The organism is Rossellomorea sp. QJM3NY_18 (genome assembly GCF_056173145.1).
On the sequence record NZ_CM149659.1, the window covers coordinates 558007 to 574184 of the forward strand.

The window sequence follows — 16178 nt, forward strand, 5'->3', positions numbered from 1 at the left end:
ACATTCTCTATTAATATAGGGAAAGCCTCCACACACTTATAGACAGTATATAGGAAAGACTTTCCTTATAGTCCGGCACTTTACGGCTGCCAGGTAGAGACTTATGGTCCATATCACCATAGATATATAAGGAATTCGTATGAAGTTATTTTAAAATATGTTCTTTACTTTATCACAGGGTGAAAGCCCTCCACAACCGTTTTTTCAAAAAGAATCCGGTGGAACAACGTGGTGGTTCCTTATGACTATTTTTAACAAAATTCCAAAAATGATAGTTTACTAGTATAACATTTGGGGAACTTTCTCAAACACATGTAATAATTTTGAAGGGAAGAGGATCGATGTTTGAGAATGGTTTGCTTTTTACAATCTTATCCTGTGTATTTTTTATGGGATTGGTTGCATGGGTTTCATACATAAAAACGAAGGGGTCTTTGAATGATTCCACTGGTTATTTTCTGGCGGGGAGGGGGCTTACAGGAACGTTCATTGCCGGATCGCTGTTACTCACAAATTTATCGGCAGAACAGCTGGTTGGGCTGAATGGACAGGCGTTCCGTGCCAACCTGTCGAACATGGCGTGGGAGGTAACCGCCGCTTTCGCCATCATCATCATGGCACTGTACTTGCTTCCGAAATATTTGGGGAGGAGCTTCACTACACTGCCTGAATTTCTGAATCAGCGTTATGACAAGGGTGTCCGTCAATATACGACCATTCTCTTTATGCTTGGGTACGTGTTTGTCACGATTCCATCGATGCTCTATTCCGGGGCACTTGCTGTCTTGAAGTTATTCGATGTTCCCGAACTGCTCGGAATTTCATACACTCAATCTATTTGGCTGATTGTATGGACAATCGGGATCATCGGCAGTATCTATGCTATTTTCGGCGGACTGAAGGCTGTGGCCGTCTCTGATACGTTGAATGGAGTAGGGTTACTGATCATTGGGATTCTCGTCCCGATTTTAGGATTCTATGCTCTGGGGGAAGGAAACATCCTTTCAGGAGTGAAGGAAATTGCAACAAAGAACCCTGAGAAGTTGAATTCTATCGGGTCCGCATCGGATTCCGTCCCGTTTTCAACCATCTTTACCGGTCTGCTTTTTGCGAATTTATTCTATTGGGCTTCCAATCAGTATGTCATTCAGCGTACGCTTGGAGCGAAGAACTTAGCGGAAGGACAGAAAGGTGTCATCATTTCAGGTTTCTATAAACTACTCGTTCCCTTTATGATGATGCTTCCCGGAGTCATTGCCTTCCATCTGTATGGTGACTCTTTGAAAAGTGTTGACTTAGCTTATCCAGCATTGATAAACGCCGTACTGCCATCTTATTTAACAGGATTCTTCCTGGCTGTGTTGCTTGGAGCTGTGTTAAGCTCCTTTAATTCATTGCTGAACAGTGCAGCGACGCTTTTTGCTCTTGATATTTACAAGCCTCAATTCAATCCGGAAGTGAGTGATCAGAAATTGATCACGATCAGTAAATGGTTCGGAGCGCTGCTGGCCGTAGTATCCATGTGTGTGTCCCCGTTACTAATCAATGCGACGGACGGATTGTGGGACTTGATCAGACGATTCACGGGATTCTTTAATATCCCGATCATCGTGGTTTTGCTAGTCGGGGTATTAACAAAACGGATCCCGGCATTGGCTGCGAAAACGGTCATCATCCTTCATGTCATCACGTATTATATGCTCGTGTGGGGTACGGGACATCTATTCGGATTCACCATCGATATCAACTTCATTCACATCTATGGGATTCTCTTTGTAGCAGAAGTGGCCCTGATGCTTGTGATCGGATGGTGGAAACCGATGAAGAAGCCGTACGAATACCGTTATAATCCGAAAGTGGACATGATGCCATGGAAATACAGCATTCCATTATCCATCGTCCTGATGGCTTCGGTCGTACAGACGTATTTCATCTTTTCACCGATTGGTCTTGCATATGAGTCAGCGGTCCTTTCACCATATTTCTGGCCTGCCACCGGAGGACTGTTCCTCCTAACAGCAGCACTCATAGTCTGGTCGATGAAAAGCTGGAACCAAAAATACAGAAAATATTTACTCAAAAACAAAACATACAAACTGAATCGGACAAAAAAATACACCATTCAACCAAAGCTGAACCCAATCTACTCAAAATAAAAAAAGGGACGGACCTTCATTCCTATGACCTGGTCATAGGAATCGAGGTCCGTCCCTCTCATTTTATCTTGTGCGTTCCAACAGGTTTGCCAGGACGTGTTTTTTGTATGATTCTACTTTGCGTTCTTCGTAGCGGCGTACCCCCGCTTTTTTTAGTTCTTCTACGTACCAGCCTTTGCTTCCGATATGCATTGAAATAAACATCCTTTCTTTGCGTAGTATTGATTGGAATCTCCGACTAGCTCTGTACATGAGCTACGTTAAGATTGCTTACGGTTGTACATTGTAACATCTCTTTTTTGATGAAAAAAGGGGGTGGACGGAATTTTTCGGATTCTTCCTTTTCTGAAAATTTATCAGGAGAAAATATATTTTTTAATAAAAAAATGATCCAAATATAAACCAGCTTCGTTAGCTTTGTGAAAATTGGATGCAGGAGGGTTTTCTGTCGTGATGATCGCAAACTGTACCTGGTACAATGAATGCTTTTTGTACCAGGTACAACAGATACAGCACCACCCCCCAAAAACAATTCAGCATCCGCTATTTGAATCGGAAGGAGGTGACAAGACGCAGTGCAAAAACGCCTAATTCTGGCTTTGCTTTTTCTTGGAGTCATCAGTATTCCAACCTTTGCTTCAGCAGAGGGAGGACTTCTCTCCAATGTGACGGATGAAGTCAACGCTGTCACTGACAAAGCGACAACGACCGTGAATGAAGCCGCGTTCGCTCCTGACGAGGAGAAGGACAAACCTTCTAAGGATGATCAGCAAACCAAAGGAAATATTCTTTCCAATACGGTTGATTCGGTTACAGACACGGTCGATGAGACGACAGAATCGGTTACAGGTACAGTGAACGCTACAACGAAGACCGTCGGAAACACAGTGAACAGCACCGTTGAACAAGCGACAAAACCAGTTACAGATATTGCGGGGGACTCAGCGGCTCCTGTAACGGAAACGGTGAACAATACCACCAAGATCGTTACAAAAACTGTTGAACAAACAACGAATTCTGTAACTGGAACGGTTGATTCAACGACGAAGACGGTCACCAATACGGTGGAAGAAACAACGAAACCTGTGACGGACTCATTGTCAGACGATAAACCTTTGTTGGAAGTGGATCTGTCAGATGATTCTGAAGTGAAAGTGAATACAGGGGTCGTCGATGTCGAAGTGTCCAAAGATCCACAGGTCAAAGTGGATACCGGAGTAGTCGACGCCGATGTTTCAAAGGAACCAGCTGTCAAAGTGGACGTTGAAACAGAAGTGGCCGACAAGTCTTTGGTCGAGACAGAGGATAAAGATCGCGACGTCGAAATGGAGAGAGAAGATGTTCGAAAGGAACCGATCAAAGAAGAAGTTTCAGTCGAACTTGAACAAAGCTCCATTCAAATCAGCAAAGCCAAAAAACGAATTGAAACCATACTTATAAAGCCGGTTGAAGTGGAGAAGGCGGGTTACGTGAAGATGGCAGAATCTAAAAATCAGAACGAACAGCCTTTTCCACCCCGTAAAAAGATGGAACCGGTCCTGACGACGACTACGATGAATTCAACAAGTCAATCATCCAGTACTAGTGGAGCGAGCGCTCAGGTAACAGGATCATCTTCTTTATGGGTTGTGTCGGAGCAATATGCAACGGCCGTCAACTTTCAAAAAGCCAATATGTATGAGAAATCCAATCTCTACTATGATCAGTGGTTAAACGCACCACCGTCCCAGCCACCTCAAGATTCTCTTCTTTTCAAAAGTATATAAACTTAAAAACTTTTAAAAGGAGAGAAAAATAAAATGAGAAAAAGCGTATTTAGAACATTGGTTATGACAGGTGGATTAGCAGCAAGTCTTGCAATCGGAGGTCACACAAGCTTAGCAGCAGGGAATGATTCATTGCTGAATAGCAATGATGGATTATTGGAAAACGTCAACATCCTGGATTCAGAAGATGGACTATTAGATGGATTGAACATCGGTGGATCAGACGCCGAATCGAATACGGATGCAAGTGCTGATGCAGATGCAAACGTCGTCAATGAAACGGTTGTAGATGAAGAGAATGATTCTGTTACGACCAACAACGGTGCAGAAGCAACTTCAGATGTGAATGCAGCGGTTGAAGGAGAAGATGGATCAGCAGAAGTGAATGCAGACACAGACTCAGCTGTCATGAACGAAACGACAGTAAAAGAAGATTCAGCAGCTTCTAAGACAGAAGCGGGAGCATCCCAGGATGTAGACGCAGCGGTTGAAGGAGAAGACGGATCGGCAGAAGTGAATGCAGACACAGACGCAGCTGTCATGAACGAAACGACAGTAAAAGAAGATTCAGCAGCTTCTAAGACAGAAGCGGGAGCATCCCAGGATGTAGACGCAGCGGTTGAAGGAGAAGACGGATCGGCAGAAGTTGACGCTATGTCCGACGCTGGGATCATGAACGAAACAATGTACAATGAAGAAGATGATTCTTATGCTTCTACTACTTCCGGGAACCTTACTTCTGGTCTTAATGCTTCAGCATCTGATGAAGAGAATGAAGTAATGGCTGATGCGATGACCGATTCCGATGTATGGGTAATGACAGAAGGCAGTGAAGAAAACGATTCTTCGAAAACGTCAATCGGTACTGAATCTGCAAATGGTCTAGTACTTGGAACAATGGACAAAGAAGATGGTGATTCTTCTAAAGTAGAAGCTATGAACAATACTTCTGTCATGACGACTGTTGAAAACAGCGACGACTATTCCAAGTTCGAAGCAAATGCAGCGAATAACCTGATGCTTGGTGCTATGACAAACGATGAAGACAATGAATCCGCAGCGACTGTCATGAACGCAGTGAATGCAGGACTATGGGCTGAATCAATGGATTCTGAAGATGAAGAGTATACGAGTGCCGGATTGAATGCAGGCACGGATACAGCTCTTGGATTCTTAGTGTCTGATGAGGACAATGAATCTTCTCTTCTATCAAACCTTGGTGTAAATGCAGATGCAAGTTACTCGCAATGGGAAAATGAAGAGTCTTCAGATTCAGAGTTCAACCTTGGTCTTTCAACAGAGCTTGGTCTAAATACAATGCTACAGTCTGATGATGAAGGATTTGATTTAGGACTGTAATAGAATGAGAAAGGAATGATCCATCGCGGATCATTCCTTTTTTTAATGAGCAGCTTTCTTCAGTTCAAATTCTTCTTTCTCAAACCGCTCGAACATGATGAAGAAGAGTCCGGCACTCAAAAGAGCCAGGATTGAAAGGATGATAAAGGTCCAATCATATCCTACATAAAGAGACAGGGTGATAGATAAAGGCGCAATCGTCCTTGCAATCGTGAAACGCAGACTGGCAGCGGCAAAATACTGTCCCCTCATATGGTCCGGTGCCAGCTTCGATACGAAGCTTTGCTGGATACCGGCCGTCATCAACTCTGCGAAAGTGAACACAGCCATGCTAATCACGAACATCCATACGGAACTCGTCTGACCAAACATGAAGATCGAAACCGCATAGATAATAGAAGACAGAATGAACACATTTCGTTCACGGAATTTAGTGATCCATCTCGTAATGAATACTGTCAGAAGGGCCACCAGGAACCCATTTTCCGACAGGATCAATCCGAATACCTGCTCACTCACGAGGGTCAATGACCAGTCCCCGAAGCTGAACAGTGTGGCCTCATCCATAATATCTTTAATATATACAGGAATCAAGAGGTCCAATTGCATGAACGTCTGACCTACAAGAACTCCGGCTAAAATAAACAATAAGAACGTTTTGTCTTTGAATATGACACTATAATCCTTGAATTGATCTGACAATACACTATGCCATGCTTTTTTCTTTCCTTCGGTGACGAGAAGCTTATTCTTATCTGCAGGTGCCGTTTCCCTCGTCATTTTATATAGTAACAGAGCTAAAAGCATACATATTAGTGCTGCTGCAATCAATAATTGGAAGCGATAGTGGACGTAGAAAATACCCCCTAATATCGGCCCGACCACGACGGCAATGTTGATGGATGTATAGAAGACGGCAAACACATGACTCCGATCTTTCTCATCCACCACATCGGCGACCATGGCCTGACTTGCCGGCCAATAAAACGAGCCGAATACCCCGACCAGACTGAAGCAGATAAATCCGATCATGGCAGAATCCAGCCAAGGTGAACTGGCCAGTCCAAAGATTAGAAAAGCAAAGCCTTGTCCGAACGCAGAAATGACCATCATCCGCTTGCGGCCGAAACGGTCCGCGCAGTATCCTCCCATAAGATTCGCAAGTACCGCAAATACCTGTGAAAGAACCAATAATAATCCTGCCGTCTGCTTTCCGAAAGACTCTGTAAAATAGATTGTCAAAAACGGAAAGAACATCCAGAAAGTAATGTTAATCGCTGCTTCCCCAAACAGCCGGACCTTCAGATTACGGTCCCAATCCCGAATTCTCACCTAAATCCCTCCCCTTATGTAACTCTAGATGAACTAGAATATCATAGCTCGACAGGACAAATTAAACAAGACTGATTTACTGGAATTTTACAAAATATTTACTCATACTAGTGGGGTGTCTCTAAATCCCCTGTTCACCTTTTGGAATACATTAGAAGTACTGAGGAAGAAAGGGTGGATGGTGGTGAGCGATAGACTAATTCTCATTACTGGGGCGTGGACCCAGGTCGTCGGGACAGTGATTGCTGCCATCGGTGAGACTATGATCATCCAGGAAGAGCGATTGGAACTTGAACCTCTCGGATTTCGACTGGTCTCCATCGGAAATGGTTTCGAGGCTACTGGTAATTCTCTGCAGGGTGTCGGTGCCGAAAAATTGTCGGATGGCTCCATAGGTGAGACTTATCGGGTGGCCGGTGACTGGATCCAGGCTTCAGGGAACGTCACGAATGTTTTTGCTGCAGAGCTTCAATTTTACGGTAAAGAGGTGGAGGGATTGAATCTGGATATAGTCGGGGACACCGTCCAGTCTGTCGGTGCAGGACTCGAAGCCTACGGGGCAACGTTAAGTACACTTGCCTATTCCGATCTCCTCGCTGCTGGAAATACGATTCAATCCTTGGGGGCCGCCCTTGAAGCAGTGGGGGAGATATACATTTTGAAAGGAATGAGGGAACTAGGGCTGCAGATCACCACTTTCGGCAGCTATGCCCAGGCAGCCGGTGCGACGATCGCTGCCATTGCGCTGACGAAACAGTATGGGTAGGGGTAATCTTTGGACTGAAAGAGTGAGGTTGTCCTTAATAAATGGATATTTGCTAGTTTGGCAAGGGGATTGAATGTTTCAAACTCAGTCTGGAAGAAGGAATTGCGTCATTTTTAATGGTGATTGCGTCAAAATAAAATTTATTGCGTCATTTTTTAAATATTTGCGTCTTTTTCAAATAGAATTGCGTCTTTTTACAATTGTATCCATTCAAGTGAGCGCTCAGTCAAATGTCCGTGTACCAACCAACCAACCAGCCCCCCATCCAAAACAAAAAAACCCCAAAAAGACAGCCAAGCCGCCTCCCAGGGGTTCACACTACATACGAAAATTAAAACGCCCAACCGCCATCGCGGAATACTGCTTCAGTCGAGCCGTCTTCTTTCACTCCATCGATGTTCATTTTGTCAGAACCAATCATGAAGTCAACGTGAGTGATACTGTTGTTCAAGCCATTTTTCTCAAGCTCTTCTTCGCTCATTTTCTTTCCGCCTTCGATACAGAATGCATAAGCATTACCGATGGCAAGGTGATTTGAGGCATTCTCATCGAATAATGTGTTGTAGAATAACACGTTCGATTGAGAGATCGGCGATTGATGTGGAACAAGGGCGATTTCCCCAAGATAATGAGATCCTTCATCGGTATCCACAAGGCGCTTCAGGATTTCTTCGCCTTCTTCAGCCTTTACGTCCACGATGCGGCCGTTTTCGAATGTGATTGTGAAGTTGTCGATCACATTGCCGCCGTAGCTAAGTGGCTTCGTGCTTGATACCGTACCGTTTACTCCGGTCTTAAGTGGAACCGTGAATACTTCTTCCGTCGGCATGTTCGCCATGAAAGTCGTTCCTTCTTCGTTCACACTTCCTGCTCCTACCCACAGATGACCTTTCGGAAGCTCGATGGTAAGGTCCGTCCCTGGAGCTGTGTAATGAAGCTTCTGGTAGTTCTTTTCGTTCAGGTATTCCACTTTTTCATGAAGGTTTGCGTCGTGATCTTTCCATGCCTGAACAGGATCAGCCTGGTCGGCACGAACCGCTTTGAAGATCGCGTCCCATAACAGGTCCACTCGTTCTTCTTCAGAAGCATCCGGGAATACTTTTGCAGCCCAGTCTTTCGAAGGGGCGGCCAGCACACACCAGCTGACTTTGTCAGATTGGATGAATTGACGGTATTTGGACATCGCTTTACCGGCAACCTTCTGGAAGTTCGAGATGCGATCCGGATTGACGCCTTTTAACAGGTCAGGGCTTGAAGAGACGATGCTCATGAAGGCAGCTCCGCCTTCAGCAAGCGTTTCGACTTCACGTGCTTTCCACTCGGGGAACTCCTGGAATGCTTCATCCGGGGCAAGGTCATATTTCGTACGGTTGACAGTGTCATCGCTCCAGTTTACATATACATGCTTAGCTCCTACTTCATAGGCTTTCTTTACTACTAAGCGGACGAATTCTGCAGAGTCGATGGACGTGTTGATGACGAGGGTCTGACCCTTTTGAACATTCACTCCGACTTCGACTGCAAGACTTGCGTATTTCTCTAAATTTTGTTGGAAATTAGTCATATGTATTCTCCTTTTTTCAGAATGTTCCATTACATTCTTATTGTATCAGGGCGCACACCGTTTGCAAGTGTTTACACCTATCTTTGTATCGTATGTTAAAGAAGTGGAAAGTATTTATTCAGGCTGAATTTGAACGTTGTATGGCATCGACTCAAGATTCATAGCCTCCATTCGGACAACTATATTATAATGATGGGAGCGCGTTTATAAAAAGGGGGAAGACGACATGCCTTGGAATGTCCTATTATTACGAATGTCTGCCATTTATGGGTTTATCGGAGCATTTCTCGGGTCTCATATGGCCGGGGCCGGATCGTATGCTTTCAAGCCGATCCACGCCCATATCCTGGTGGTCGGGTGGTTGAGCTTATTTGCCTACTCTTCCTATTATCGATCCTATCAGGTACCGAAATCTTCTAAACTGGCATTTGCCCACGTGTGGACGGCGATCATCGGTTCGATCGGATTGACAGTCGGGATGTGGATGTACAATTTAAATCCATTCAATCTGCCTGCTGGCTTTACGACCGTCTTTTATATTGTTGGGGGAAGCACGCTGTTACTCAGCTTTTTCCTGTTTCTATTGATGACATTCAAGTATAGCGAGAGTAAGAAGTAAGGCCCGTTCTGGTTGGAGGGCAGGCTTTTTGGTGTATGGCGGTCAATCGTTCAGCTGCTGATTATTGAGAAATATTCAGCAGCTGAATAAAAAAACTCCCCACCGCAAATGGGTGAGAAGTATCTTCAAGTTCACGATTCAACCTGTTTCTGCTCTTGAAAGAGGAACCGGTAGTCCATGGGATTCTGGATAAGGTCGGACAGGGTGTATTCATCTAGGACAGAGAGATAGGCGTTCAATGCTTTGCCAAGGACATGCTTCAAACCGCATACCGGCGTGATGATGCAAGAGTTGTTTGCGGCATCGAAGCATTCGACAAGGTGGAAATCCTCTTCCGTCGCACGGACGAGTTTGCCTATATTGATGTCGTCGGTTGCCTGTGCAAGCCTGATTCCACCGTTTCTGCCGCGGATTGTTTCGATCATCCCCATTTTTCCGAGTTCATATGTCACTTTCATCAGATGATTCTTTGAGATGCTATAGGCATTAGCGATTTCTTTTATATTAGAGAGTTCGTCCTTCGGTTTTGAAGCCAGAAAAATCAGGACCCTCAGTGAGTAGTCAGTGTATAAAGTTAGTCTCATGTATCTCACCTTTCCGTTCCATTATCCCCATTATACAAAAGGATGCAAGTTTGTGTCTAAATGTGAATGTTTTGTTAAAGATGTATTTAATATATTGCTTTAATCCGTGAGCAGGAGTAGGCTAAAGATGTATTCAAAATATATCTTTAGAGGTGACCAAAATGCTATCTCAAAAAACCATTGAAATCGTGAAATCCACTGCTCCTGTATTAGAAGTCAAAGGAACAGAAATTACATCTGTTTTTTATAAAAATTTATTTACCAATCACCCGGAATTACTAAATATTTTCAATCATGCCAATCAGAAAAAGGGCAGACAACAAACCGCGCTGGCCAATACAGTGTATGCTGCCGCTCAGAATATCGATAAGCTCGAGATGATCCTGCCTGTTGTAAAGCAAATCGCTCACAAGCATAGAAGTTTAGGCGTTAAGCCTGAGCATTATCCGATCGTTGGCGAGCATCTGCTTCAAGCCATCAAACAGGTTCTTGGAGATGCAGCGACAGATGAGATCATCGAAGCATGGGGAGACGCATACGGTGTCATCGCCGGAGTATTCATCGATGTAGAAGAAGAAATGTATAAAGAAACTGAAAACAAGGATGCCGGCTACAGAGACTTTAAACCGTTCATCATTGCTAAAAAAGTAGTGGAAAGTGACGTCATCACTTCTTTTTATCTTCAACCGAAAGAAGGCGGCAGTGTCCCAACCTACATGCCTGGTCAATTTTTATCTGTCAGAGTGACGATCCCTGAAGAAGAATTCACCCATATTCGTCAGTACAGTTTATCAAGTGCGCCCATGGACCATCAATTCAGAATTTCTGTTAAGAGAGAAGCAGAGTGCGATCCACAAGGGAAGGTGTCCAACTTCTTACATGAACAAGCAGTCGTAGGAAGCGAGATAGAAGTCAGCGCGCCTGCCGGGGATTTCTATTTAGAGGATGGGGACTCACCTGTTGCGTTTATAAGCGGAGGCGTTGGGATCACACCTATGATGAGTATGCTCGAACAAGTGGCCAAATCCACACCGGAACGCAAGACCGCATTTATCCATGCGAGCAGACATGAAGGCGTGCATGCCTTTAAAGGGGACGTCGAAAGGCTTATGACGGAACTTGAGAACGGGGAAGCGTGCTTTGTTTATGAAAATCCACGGGAAGAATCTCCATCCCACTTTACTGGATATGTAAATAAAGAGATCCTGAAACAGTATGTGGACGCTGGAACCGAATGCTATGTGTGTGGCCCTGCACCATTTATGAAAGCTGTCATCGGCACATTAAAGGAAATGGGTGTAGCAAAGGTACGTTTCGAGTTCTTCGGTCCGGCAATGGATTTAAGTAAGCAGGAAAGTGTGACGGTTTAACGATTTGATAATATAATCGCGGTTTTGAAAATAAAAGCTGCCGATTTGAAAATAAACTTGTAACAATGAAAATAAATCCTCCTGATTTGAAAATAAATATCCAGATTTAGTTCATTTCGATGATGGAAAACAGAAAAACGCTAGGATTCCTAGCGTTTTTCGACCTTAGTAGCGATGTTCATCGTTATCTTCACGATTTTTAAACGCTTCCTGTGTCACGATCAATTCTTCATCACCGATTGCATCCTCAGAATGTTTACTAGATGTACTATTTTGAGGGAAGTTCCCCGGGTGTCCTTTTTTCTTTGATTCGAAAGATTTACCACGTGCCATATCAGCCACTCCTTTTCGTCTTTGATACAGGTAGTTTTTCCAGGGGAACTGAAAATATGTGAAAGTGAATTGTCAGAAAATAGACGCATCTCACATGTGCAGCAACCCGTCCGATTGAATATACTGGTAGTAACGGGTGGCTACTTTAATCCATTCCTAAGGGGTGATAGTGTTGGATTTTTCAACCATTGTTTCGGAGCAACGAATTAAGAAGGCTTACGAGGACGGGGAGTTCGAGAACCTTCCCGGCTATGGAAAACCGCTTAACCTTGACGATGACAGAGGCGTTCCCGAAGAACTGAAAATGGCCCATCGCATCATGAAGAACGCAGGATTCACAACCGATGAAATGAATATAAAAAAAGAAATGATGAGGATCGAGGACTTGATCAGAGTCTGTGATAATGAAGAGGAAGAACAGGAATTAAAGCAGAATCTGAATGAGAAATTGCTGAAATACAACAGCATGCTTTCGAAGAAGAGAATCAAAACAAATAGTTCCTTATTCAAAAATTATGAGCATAAGCTGGAAGACAAGTTGCTGAAATAAAGAAAACACCACTTTCTGTGATGAAAGTGGTGTTTTCTTTATTTTGGTTCTCCGTCTTCTTTAAATAAGAAGAAGGAAATCACGCCGGATAGAAGAGTGCCTCCGATGATCAGCATGAATTTTGAACCAGGTTCGATCTCGGAATAATATTTGCCGAGCATCCAATAACATGCAACGGCTACGAGTATCATGATGGGAATGATCATGGTGAATCGTTTTTTCAACAGTGCCACATCCTTTAAAGCTTCTCTTCTCAGTTTACCACAGATTATGTGTTGACACTGTTCTGAATACGGGCTGCACTTGTGGCAGTATCTTGAACGTATTGCGCAATCGTCCGGTTGTCACCGTGAAGGGTTTCGATGGTGGCGCTGATTTCCTCAAGGCCCGCAGATGTCTGTTGGATGACAGCCGCCAGTTCCTTCGTTGAGAGCTCGGCTTCCTCGGTCTGCCCCCTTACGTCAGAAGCGGTGGTGGTGAGGCGCTGGAATTCATTTGACAGAGCGTCAAGCTTCTCCCGCAATGATTTGAAATACGCCGTGACTTCACCGGTAGCCCCCACATTTTCATTGAGTTTCTCAGAGCTTAGATTCATGATTTCAACAGCAGAGGAGTTCACCGCATTGACGGATGCGAGATTGTCGTTGATGCGAGTCGCCGTATTCCTCGTGATTTCGGCCAATTTCCTTATTTCATCGGCTACGATGCTGAAGCCGCGTCCTGCTTCTCCTGCCCGTGCAGCCTCGATGGATGCATTCAAAGCGAGAAGATTGGTTTGGTCCGTAATATCCTGGATGCTGCCGATAAAGCTGTTGGTTTCTTCAATTTTGCTGGTGAGCTCTTTAAAGGTCTGGTGTAGGCCTTCGATGATGTTTTTCAATTCAATCATGTTTTCCTGCAGGTCCATGACCCGTTCGCTTCCTGAGGCGGCAATCGCATTCGCATCGGTTGAGTGGGCGGTAAGATCATCTGAAAGCTTTGCGACTTCTTCCATTTTACTCATTGTCGTTTCTGTTACCAGGGCGATGTTATTGATCTGATCACTCTGTGTGACACTCCCTGCTGAAATTTCATTCACTGCCGTCTTCATTTCATCATGGGAGACGAGATGGGTTTGGACCTGTTCATTGATTTGTTGAATGCTTCCTGAGATGGTCGCCAGTTCTTTTTGTAAAAAGTTTCGCTGGTTTTCTTTTTCCTTACTTTCACTTTCTGTCCGATGAATGAATTCCTGAAGCTGCATGAATTGAGTGCGGTTTAAGCGGATGACGACCCAAAGGACGATGCCCAGCAATACATAGCACAGTAAAGCAGGGACAAATAGTTCGGCGTAAATCGGATCTCCCTTTGGAGCAAGCACCCCATTCATGACGAGTAGGACGAGACCGGATGTGAAGCCGATTCCAAAGATGACAGGATTAAAGTGAATAGCACTGATTACTGCTAAAAATAAAAGGATGACCAAATCGGGTGGATTGGCTCCTTCAAGAAAAAGCCAGATTCCCATCAGGGCATACACAGTCGGGATGCTGAAATAAACATAGGAATGAGGTTTCTTTAATATCAATTGCAGCACAACGAAATATCCTGCAAGAAAAGCGATCTGCAGGGAAAATATCGTGACGGTAATCGTTCCTGACTTATGGATGATCGAATACGAGAGCGCAGCAGCAAGGCTGATTCCATACGTGATCAGAAGCAGAAGATTCTTCCTTTTACTATCGATTTCTTTCAATTGCTTGGGGGTCATGACGTTTCTCTCCTTTTAATAAAATCCCTTATATTCCATATATCGACAAATGCAGACTGATTCTTCATAACGTTTTACAGTAATTTTTACAAAATTTTGAATAAAACTATCACTCAATAATCAGCGGCTTTATCCGATATTAGTAATAGACTACGATGAGTAAGGTGGAGCGATCAGATGGATAAGACGTCTTTAATAGGAGTCATTTTAGGATTGATAGCGGTGGGAGTAGGTATGGTGTTCAAAGGAGTAAGCCCGGTTGCCTTATTGAACCCTGCAGCTATTTTAATTATTTTACTGGGGACGGTGGCCGCAGTGACCATCGCGTTCCCGACACACGAAATCAAAAAAGTACCGAAACTCTTCGGCATATTGTTTAAAGAACAAAAATTGCAGGACCCCAAACAAACGATCCAATTCTTCTCACAAGTGGCGGATCTTGCACGGAAAGAAGGGCTGCTAGCACTGGAAGCGAAAACCCAGGAAGTGGATGATCCATTCCTCAGGGACGGACTTTCCTTGGCGGTGGATGGTCAGAGTGCCGATTACATAAGGGATGTGCTTCATGAAGAAATCGATGCCATGGAAGAGCGTCATAGTGCAGGAGCCCTCATCTTCACACAGGCAGGGACGTATGCGCCGACACTTGGGGTCCTGGGGGCCGTCATTGGGTTGATCGCAGCCCTCAGCCACATGGATAATACCGATGAGCTCGGCTATGCGATTTCTGCAGCCTTCGTTGCGACATTGCTTGGTATCTTCACAGGTTACGTTTTATGGCATCCTTTTGCCAACAAGCTGAAACGGAAATCCAAGCGTGAAGTCCAAATGAAAATGATGATGGTGGAAGGCATTCTTTCCATCATTGAGGGAGAATCTCCCCGGGTGATTGAACAGAAGCTTGCATCCTATTTGCCGGCAAGTGAACGGATCATGTTACTAAAGGGGGATGAGGATGAGGCGGCGTAAGAAGAAACATGATGACGAACATATGGATGAATCCTGGCTCATTCCGTATGCTGACCTACTCACCCTGTTATTGGCCCTGTTTATCGTCTTGTACGCATCAAGCTCGGTGGACGCCCAGAAGTTCAAGGAACTCTCTCAGGTATTCAGTGAAATCTTCACCGGAGGCACGGGGATGATGGAGCATCCAAGCCCTGTCGCCCCCCAGCAGTCAAGCGATCAAGAACAGAAGCAGGCTGCATCAGCCGGGATAGATAAGGAAAAAGAAAAAGAATTAAGTAAAGAAGCACTTGAAAAGCAGGCCTTTATAAAGGACCAGGAAGAGCTGAAGGAAATCCAGAAAAAAATAAACGAATACATCAAAACGAATAATCTGGAGCTTCAATTCGTCACCAAGCTGACGGATGAAGGGCTCCTCCTCACGATTCGCGACAATGTATTATTCGACTCGGGGTCTGCCACGGTCCAGGGCAGTGACCAGAATGTTGCTGAGGAATTATCGGGCCTTCTCGAAATGAATCCTCCGCGAAACATCATCATCAGCGGTCATACAGATAATGTGCCCATCCGGAATGCAGAATTCGACTCGAACTGGGAGCTTAGCGTCATGCGGGCGGTCAATTTCATGAAAATCATTTTAGACAATTCCGCTCTTGACCCCCAATGGTTCAGCGCGAAAGGATTCGGTGAATTCGAACCGATCGCAGACAATGGAACAGCAGAAGGACGGGGACAGAACCGTCGGGTGGAAGTGTTGATATTACCGAGGGTGACAGAATAGAAGGGAACCTGCAGCTGATGGATCGGCTGCAGGTTTTTGACGTATTTCCGGGGAAATGGAGGGATCTTGTCGAAGGAAGTCACTCATAGAATGACTGATTTCTCATGGTGATGACCTCCCACAGGGGACTTCTGAACGCATTTAATAAGAATTCTCCTCAAAATGTTTTACAGCCCCTCTATTAGGGAAAAAGTCTGGAAAAGCATGTAGAAGTAGTGGCTGATTTTTCAGGATTCGGGGTCTGTGTTAATTAAATGATAGGTTTTATACATACGTAGGAAA

Annotated in this window: 16 protein-coding genes and 1 riboswitch; of the genes, 9 read left to right on the forward strand and 7 right to left on the reverse strand. The window is 44.5% G+C overall.

The features are described 5' to 3' along the window. Positions 1 to 48 precede the first annotated feature (48 nt). Positions 49 to 150, reverse strand: a riboswitch (purine riboswitch). A 191-nt stretch (positions 151 to 341) separates the two neighbouring features. Then, complete coding sequence (locus AC0VXY_RS02860; RefSeq protein WP_435993521.1) at positions 342 to 2156, forward strand: solute:sodium symporter family transporter; 1815 nt, start codon at positions 342 to 344, stop codon at positions 2154 to 2156. A 63-nt stretch (positions 2157 to 2219) separates the two neighbouring features. Here the strand turns inward: AC0VXY_RS02860 and AC0VXY_RS02865 are convergent, their stop codons facing one another. Beyond that, the gene (locus tag AC0VXY_RS02865) at positions 2220 to 2348 is read right to left on the reverse strand and encodes a YflJ family protein (protein ID WP_098438104.1); all 129 of its coding nucleotides are present in this window, start codon (positions 2346 to 2348) and stop codon (positions 2220 to 2222) included. A 383-nt stretch (positions 2349 to 2731) separates the two neighbouring features. Between AC0VXY_RS02865 and AC0VXY_RS02870 the strand changes: the two genes are divergently transcribed. Continuing rightward, on the forward strand, positions 2732 to 3922 hold the full coding sequence (locus AC0VXY_RS02870) for a hypothetical protein (RefSeq protein WP_475526822.1): 1191 nt from the start codon (positions 2732 to 2734) through the stop codon (positions 3920 to 3922). 33 nt (positions 3923 to 3955) lie between these two features. Beyond that, positions 3956 to 5281, forward strand: coding sequence for a hypothetical protein (locus AC0VXY_RS02875; RefSeq protein WP_475526823.1), 1326 nt, complete (start codon positions 3956 to 3958; stop codon positions 5279 to 5281). 42 nt (positions 5282 to 5323) lie between these two features. Here AC0VXY_RS02875 and AC0VXY_RS02880 read toward each other — a convergent pair whose 3' ends face one another. Next, positions 5324 to 6613: an MDR family MFS transporter gene (locus tag AC0VXY_RS02880; RefSeq protein WP_435993515.1), complete on the reverse strand. Its 1290-nt coding sequence runs from the start codon at positions 6611 to 6613 to the stop codon at positions 5324 to 5326. 184 nt (positions 6614 to 6797) lie between these two features. Here AC0VXY_RS02880 and AC0VXY_RS02885 point away from each other — a divergent pair, with 184 nt between their 5' ends. Beyond that, positions 6798 to 7379: a DUF6944 family repetitive protein gene (locus tag AC0VXY_RS02885; protein ID WP_475526824.1), complete on the forward strand. Its 582-nt coding sequence runs from the start codon at positions 6798 to 6800 to the stop codon at positions 7377 to 7379. Positions 7380 to 7710: 331 nt separating this feature from the next. Here AC0VXY_RS02885 and AC0VXY_RS02890 read toward each other — a convergent pair whose 3' ends face one another. Then, positions 7711 to 8943, reverse strand: a complete 1233-nt coding sequence (locus AC0VXY_RS02890) for an aminopeptidase (RefSeq protein ID WP_475526825.1) — start codon at positions 8941 to 8943, stop codon at positions 7711 to 7713. A 226-nt stretch (positions 8944 to 9169) separates the two neighbouring features. Between AC0VXY_RS02890 and AC0VXY_RS02895 the strand changes: the two genes are divergently transcribed. Beyond that, positions 9170 to 9562, forward strand: a complete 393-nt coding sequence (locus AC0VXY_RS02895; protein WP_034761232.1) for a hypothetical protein — start codon at positions 9170 to 9172, stop codon at positions 9560 to 9562. Between the two features lie 131 nt (positions 9563 to 9693). Here the strand turns inward: AC0VXY_RS02895 and AC0VXY_RS02900 are convergent, their stop codons facing one another. Beyond that, the gene (locus tag AC0VXY_RS02900) at positions 9694 to 10146 is read right to left on the reverse strand and encodes an Rrf2 family transcriptional regulator (RefSeq protein ID WP_435993509.1); all 453 of its coding nucleotides are present in this window, start codon (positions 10144 to 10146) and stop codon (positions 9694 to 9696) included. Between the two features lie 161 nt (positions 10147 to 10307). Here AC0VXY_RS02900 and hmpA point away from each other — a divergent pair, with 161 nt between their 5' ends. Next, positions 10308 to 11516 (forward strand): NO-inducible flavohemoprotein, encoded by a 1209-nt coding sequence (hmpA, locus tag AC0VXY_RS02905; RefSeq protein WP_475526826.1) that lies wholly within the window; start codon positions 10308 to 10310, stop codon positions 11514 to 11516. A gap of 165 nt (positions 11517 to 11681) precedes the next feature. On the opposite strand, the gene AC0VXY_RS02910 is transcribed toward hmpA, so the two are convergent. Beyond that, positions 11682 to 11849 carry a hypothetical protein gene (locus AC0VXY_RS02910; protein ID WP_435993505.1) on the reverse strand — a complete coding sequence of 56 codons (168 nt, stop codon included), beginning with the start codon at positions 11847 to 11849 and terminating at the stop codon, positions 11682 to 11684. 172 nt (positions 11850 to 12021) lie between these two features. Between AC0VXY_RS02910 and AC0VXY_RS02915 the strand changes: the two genes are divergently transcribed. Further along, the gene (locus AC0VXY_RS02915; RefSeq protein WP_435993503.1) at positions 12022 to 12399 is read left to right on the forward strand and encodes a DnaJ family domain-containing protein; all 378 of its coding nucleotides are present in this window, start codon (positions 12022 to 12024) and stop codon (positions 12397 to 12399) included. Positions 12400 to 12437: 38 nt separating this feature from the next. Here the strand turns inward: AC0VXY_RS02915 and AC0VXY_RS02920 are convergent, their stop codons facing one another. Further along, positions 12438 to 12623, reverse strand: a complete 186-nt coding sequence (locus tag AC0VXY_RS02920; protein ID WP_159361192.1) for a histidine kinase — start codon at positions 12621 to 12623, stop codon at positions 12438 to 12440. A gap of 44 nt (positions 12624 to 12667) precedes the next feature. Further along, the gene (locus AC0VXY_RS02925) at positions 12668 to 14149 is read right to left on the reverse strand and encodes a methyl-accepting chemotaxis protein (RefSeq protein WP_435993500.1); all 1482 of its coding nucleotides are present in this window, start codon (positions 14147 to 14149) and stop codon (positions 12668 to 12670) included. Between the two features lie 177 nt (positions 14150 to 14326). On the opposite strand from AC0VXY_RS02925, the gene motA reads away from it, so the two are divergent. Beyond that, positions 14327 to 15118: a flagellar motor stator protein MotA gene (motA, locus tag AC0VXY_RS02930; RefSeq protein WP_435993498.1), complete on the forward strand. Its 792-nt coding sequence runs from the start codon at positions 14327 to 14329 to the stop codon at positions 15116 to 15118. After that, positions 15105 to 15896, forward strand: coding sequence for a flagellar motor protein MotB (gene motB / locus AC0VXY_RS02935; RefSeq protein WP_435993496.1), 792 nt, complete (start codon positions 15105 to 15107; stop codon positions 15894 to 15896). The genes motA and motB overlap by 14 nt, the downstream gene beginning before the upstream one ends. The last annotated feature ends 282 nt before the right edge of the window (positions 15897 to 16178 follow it).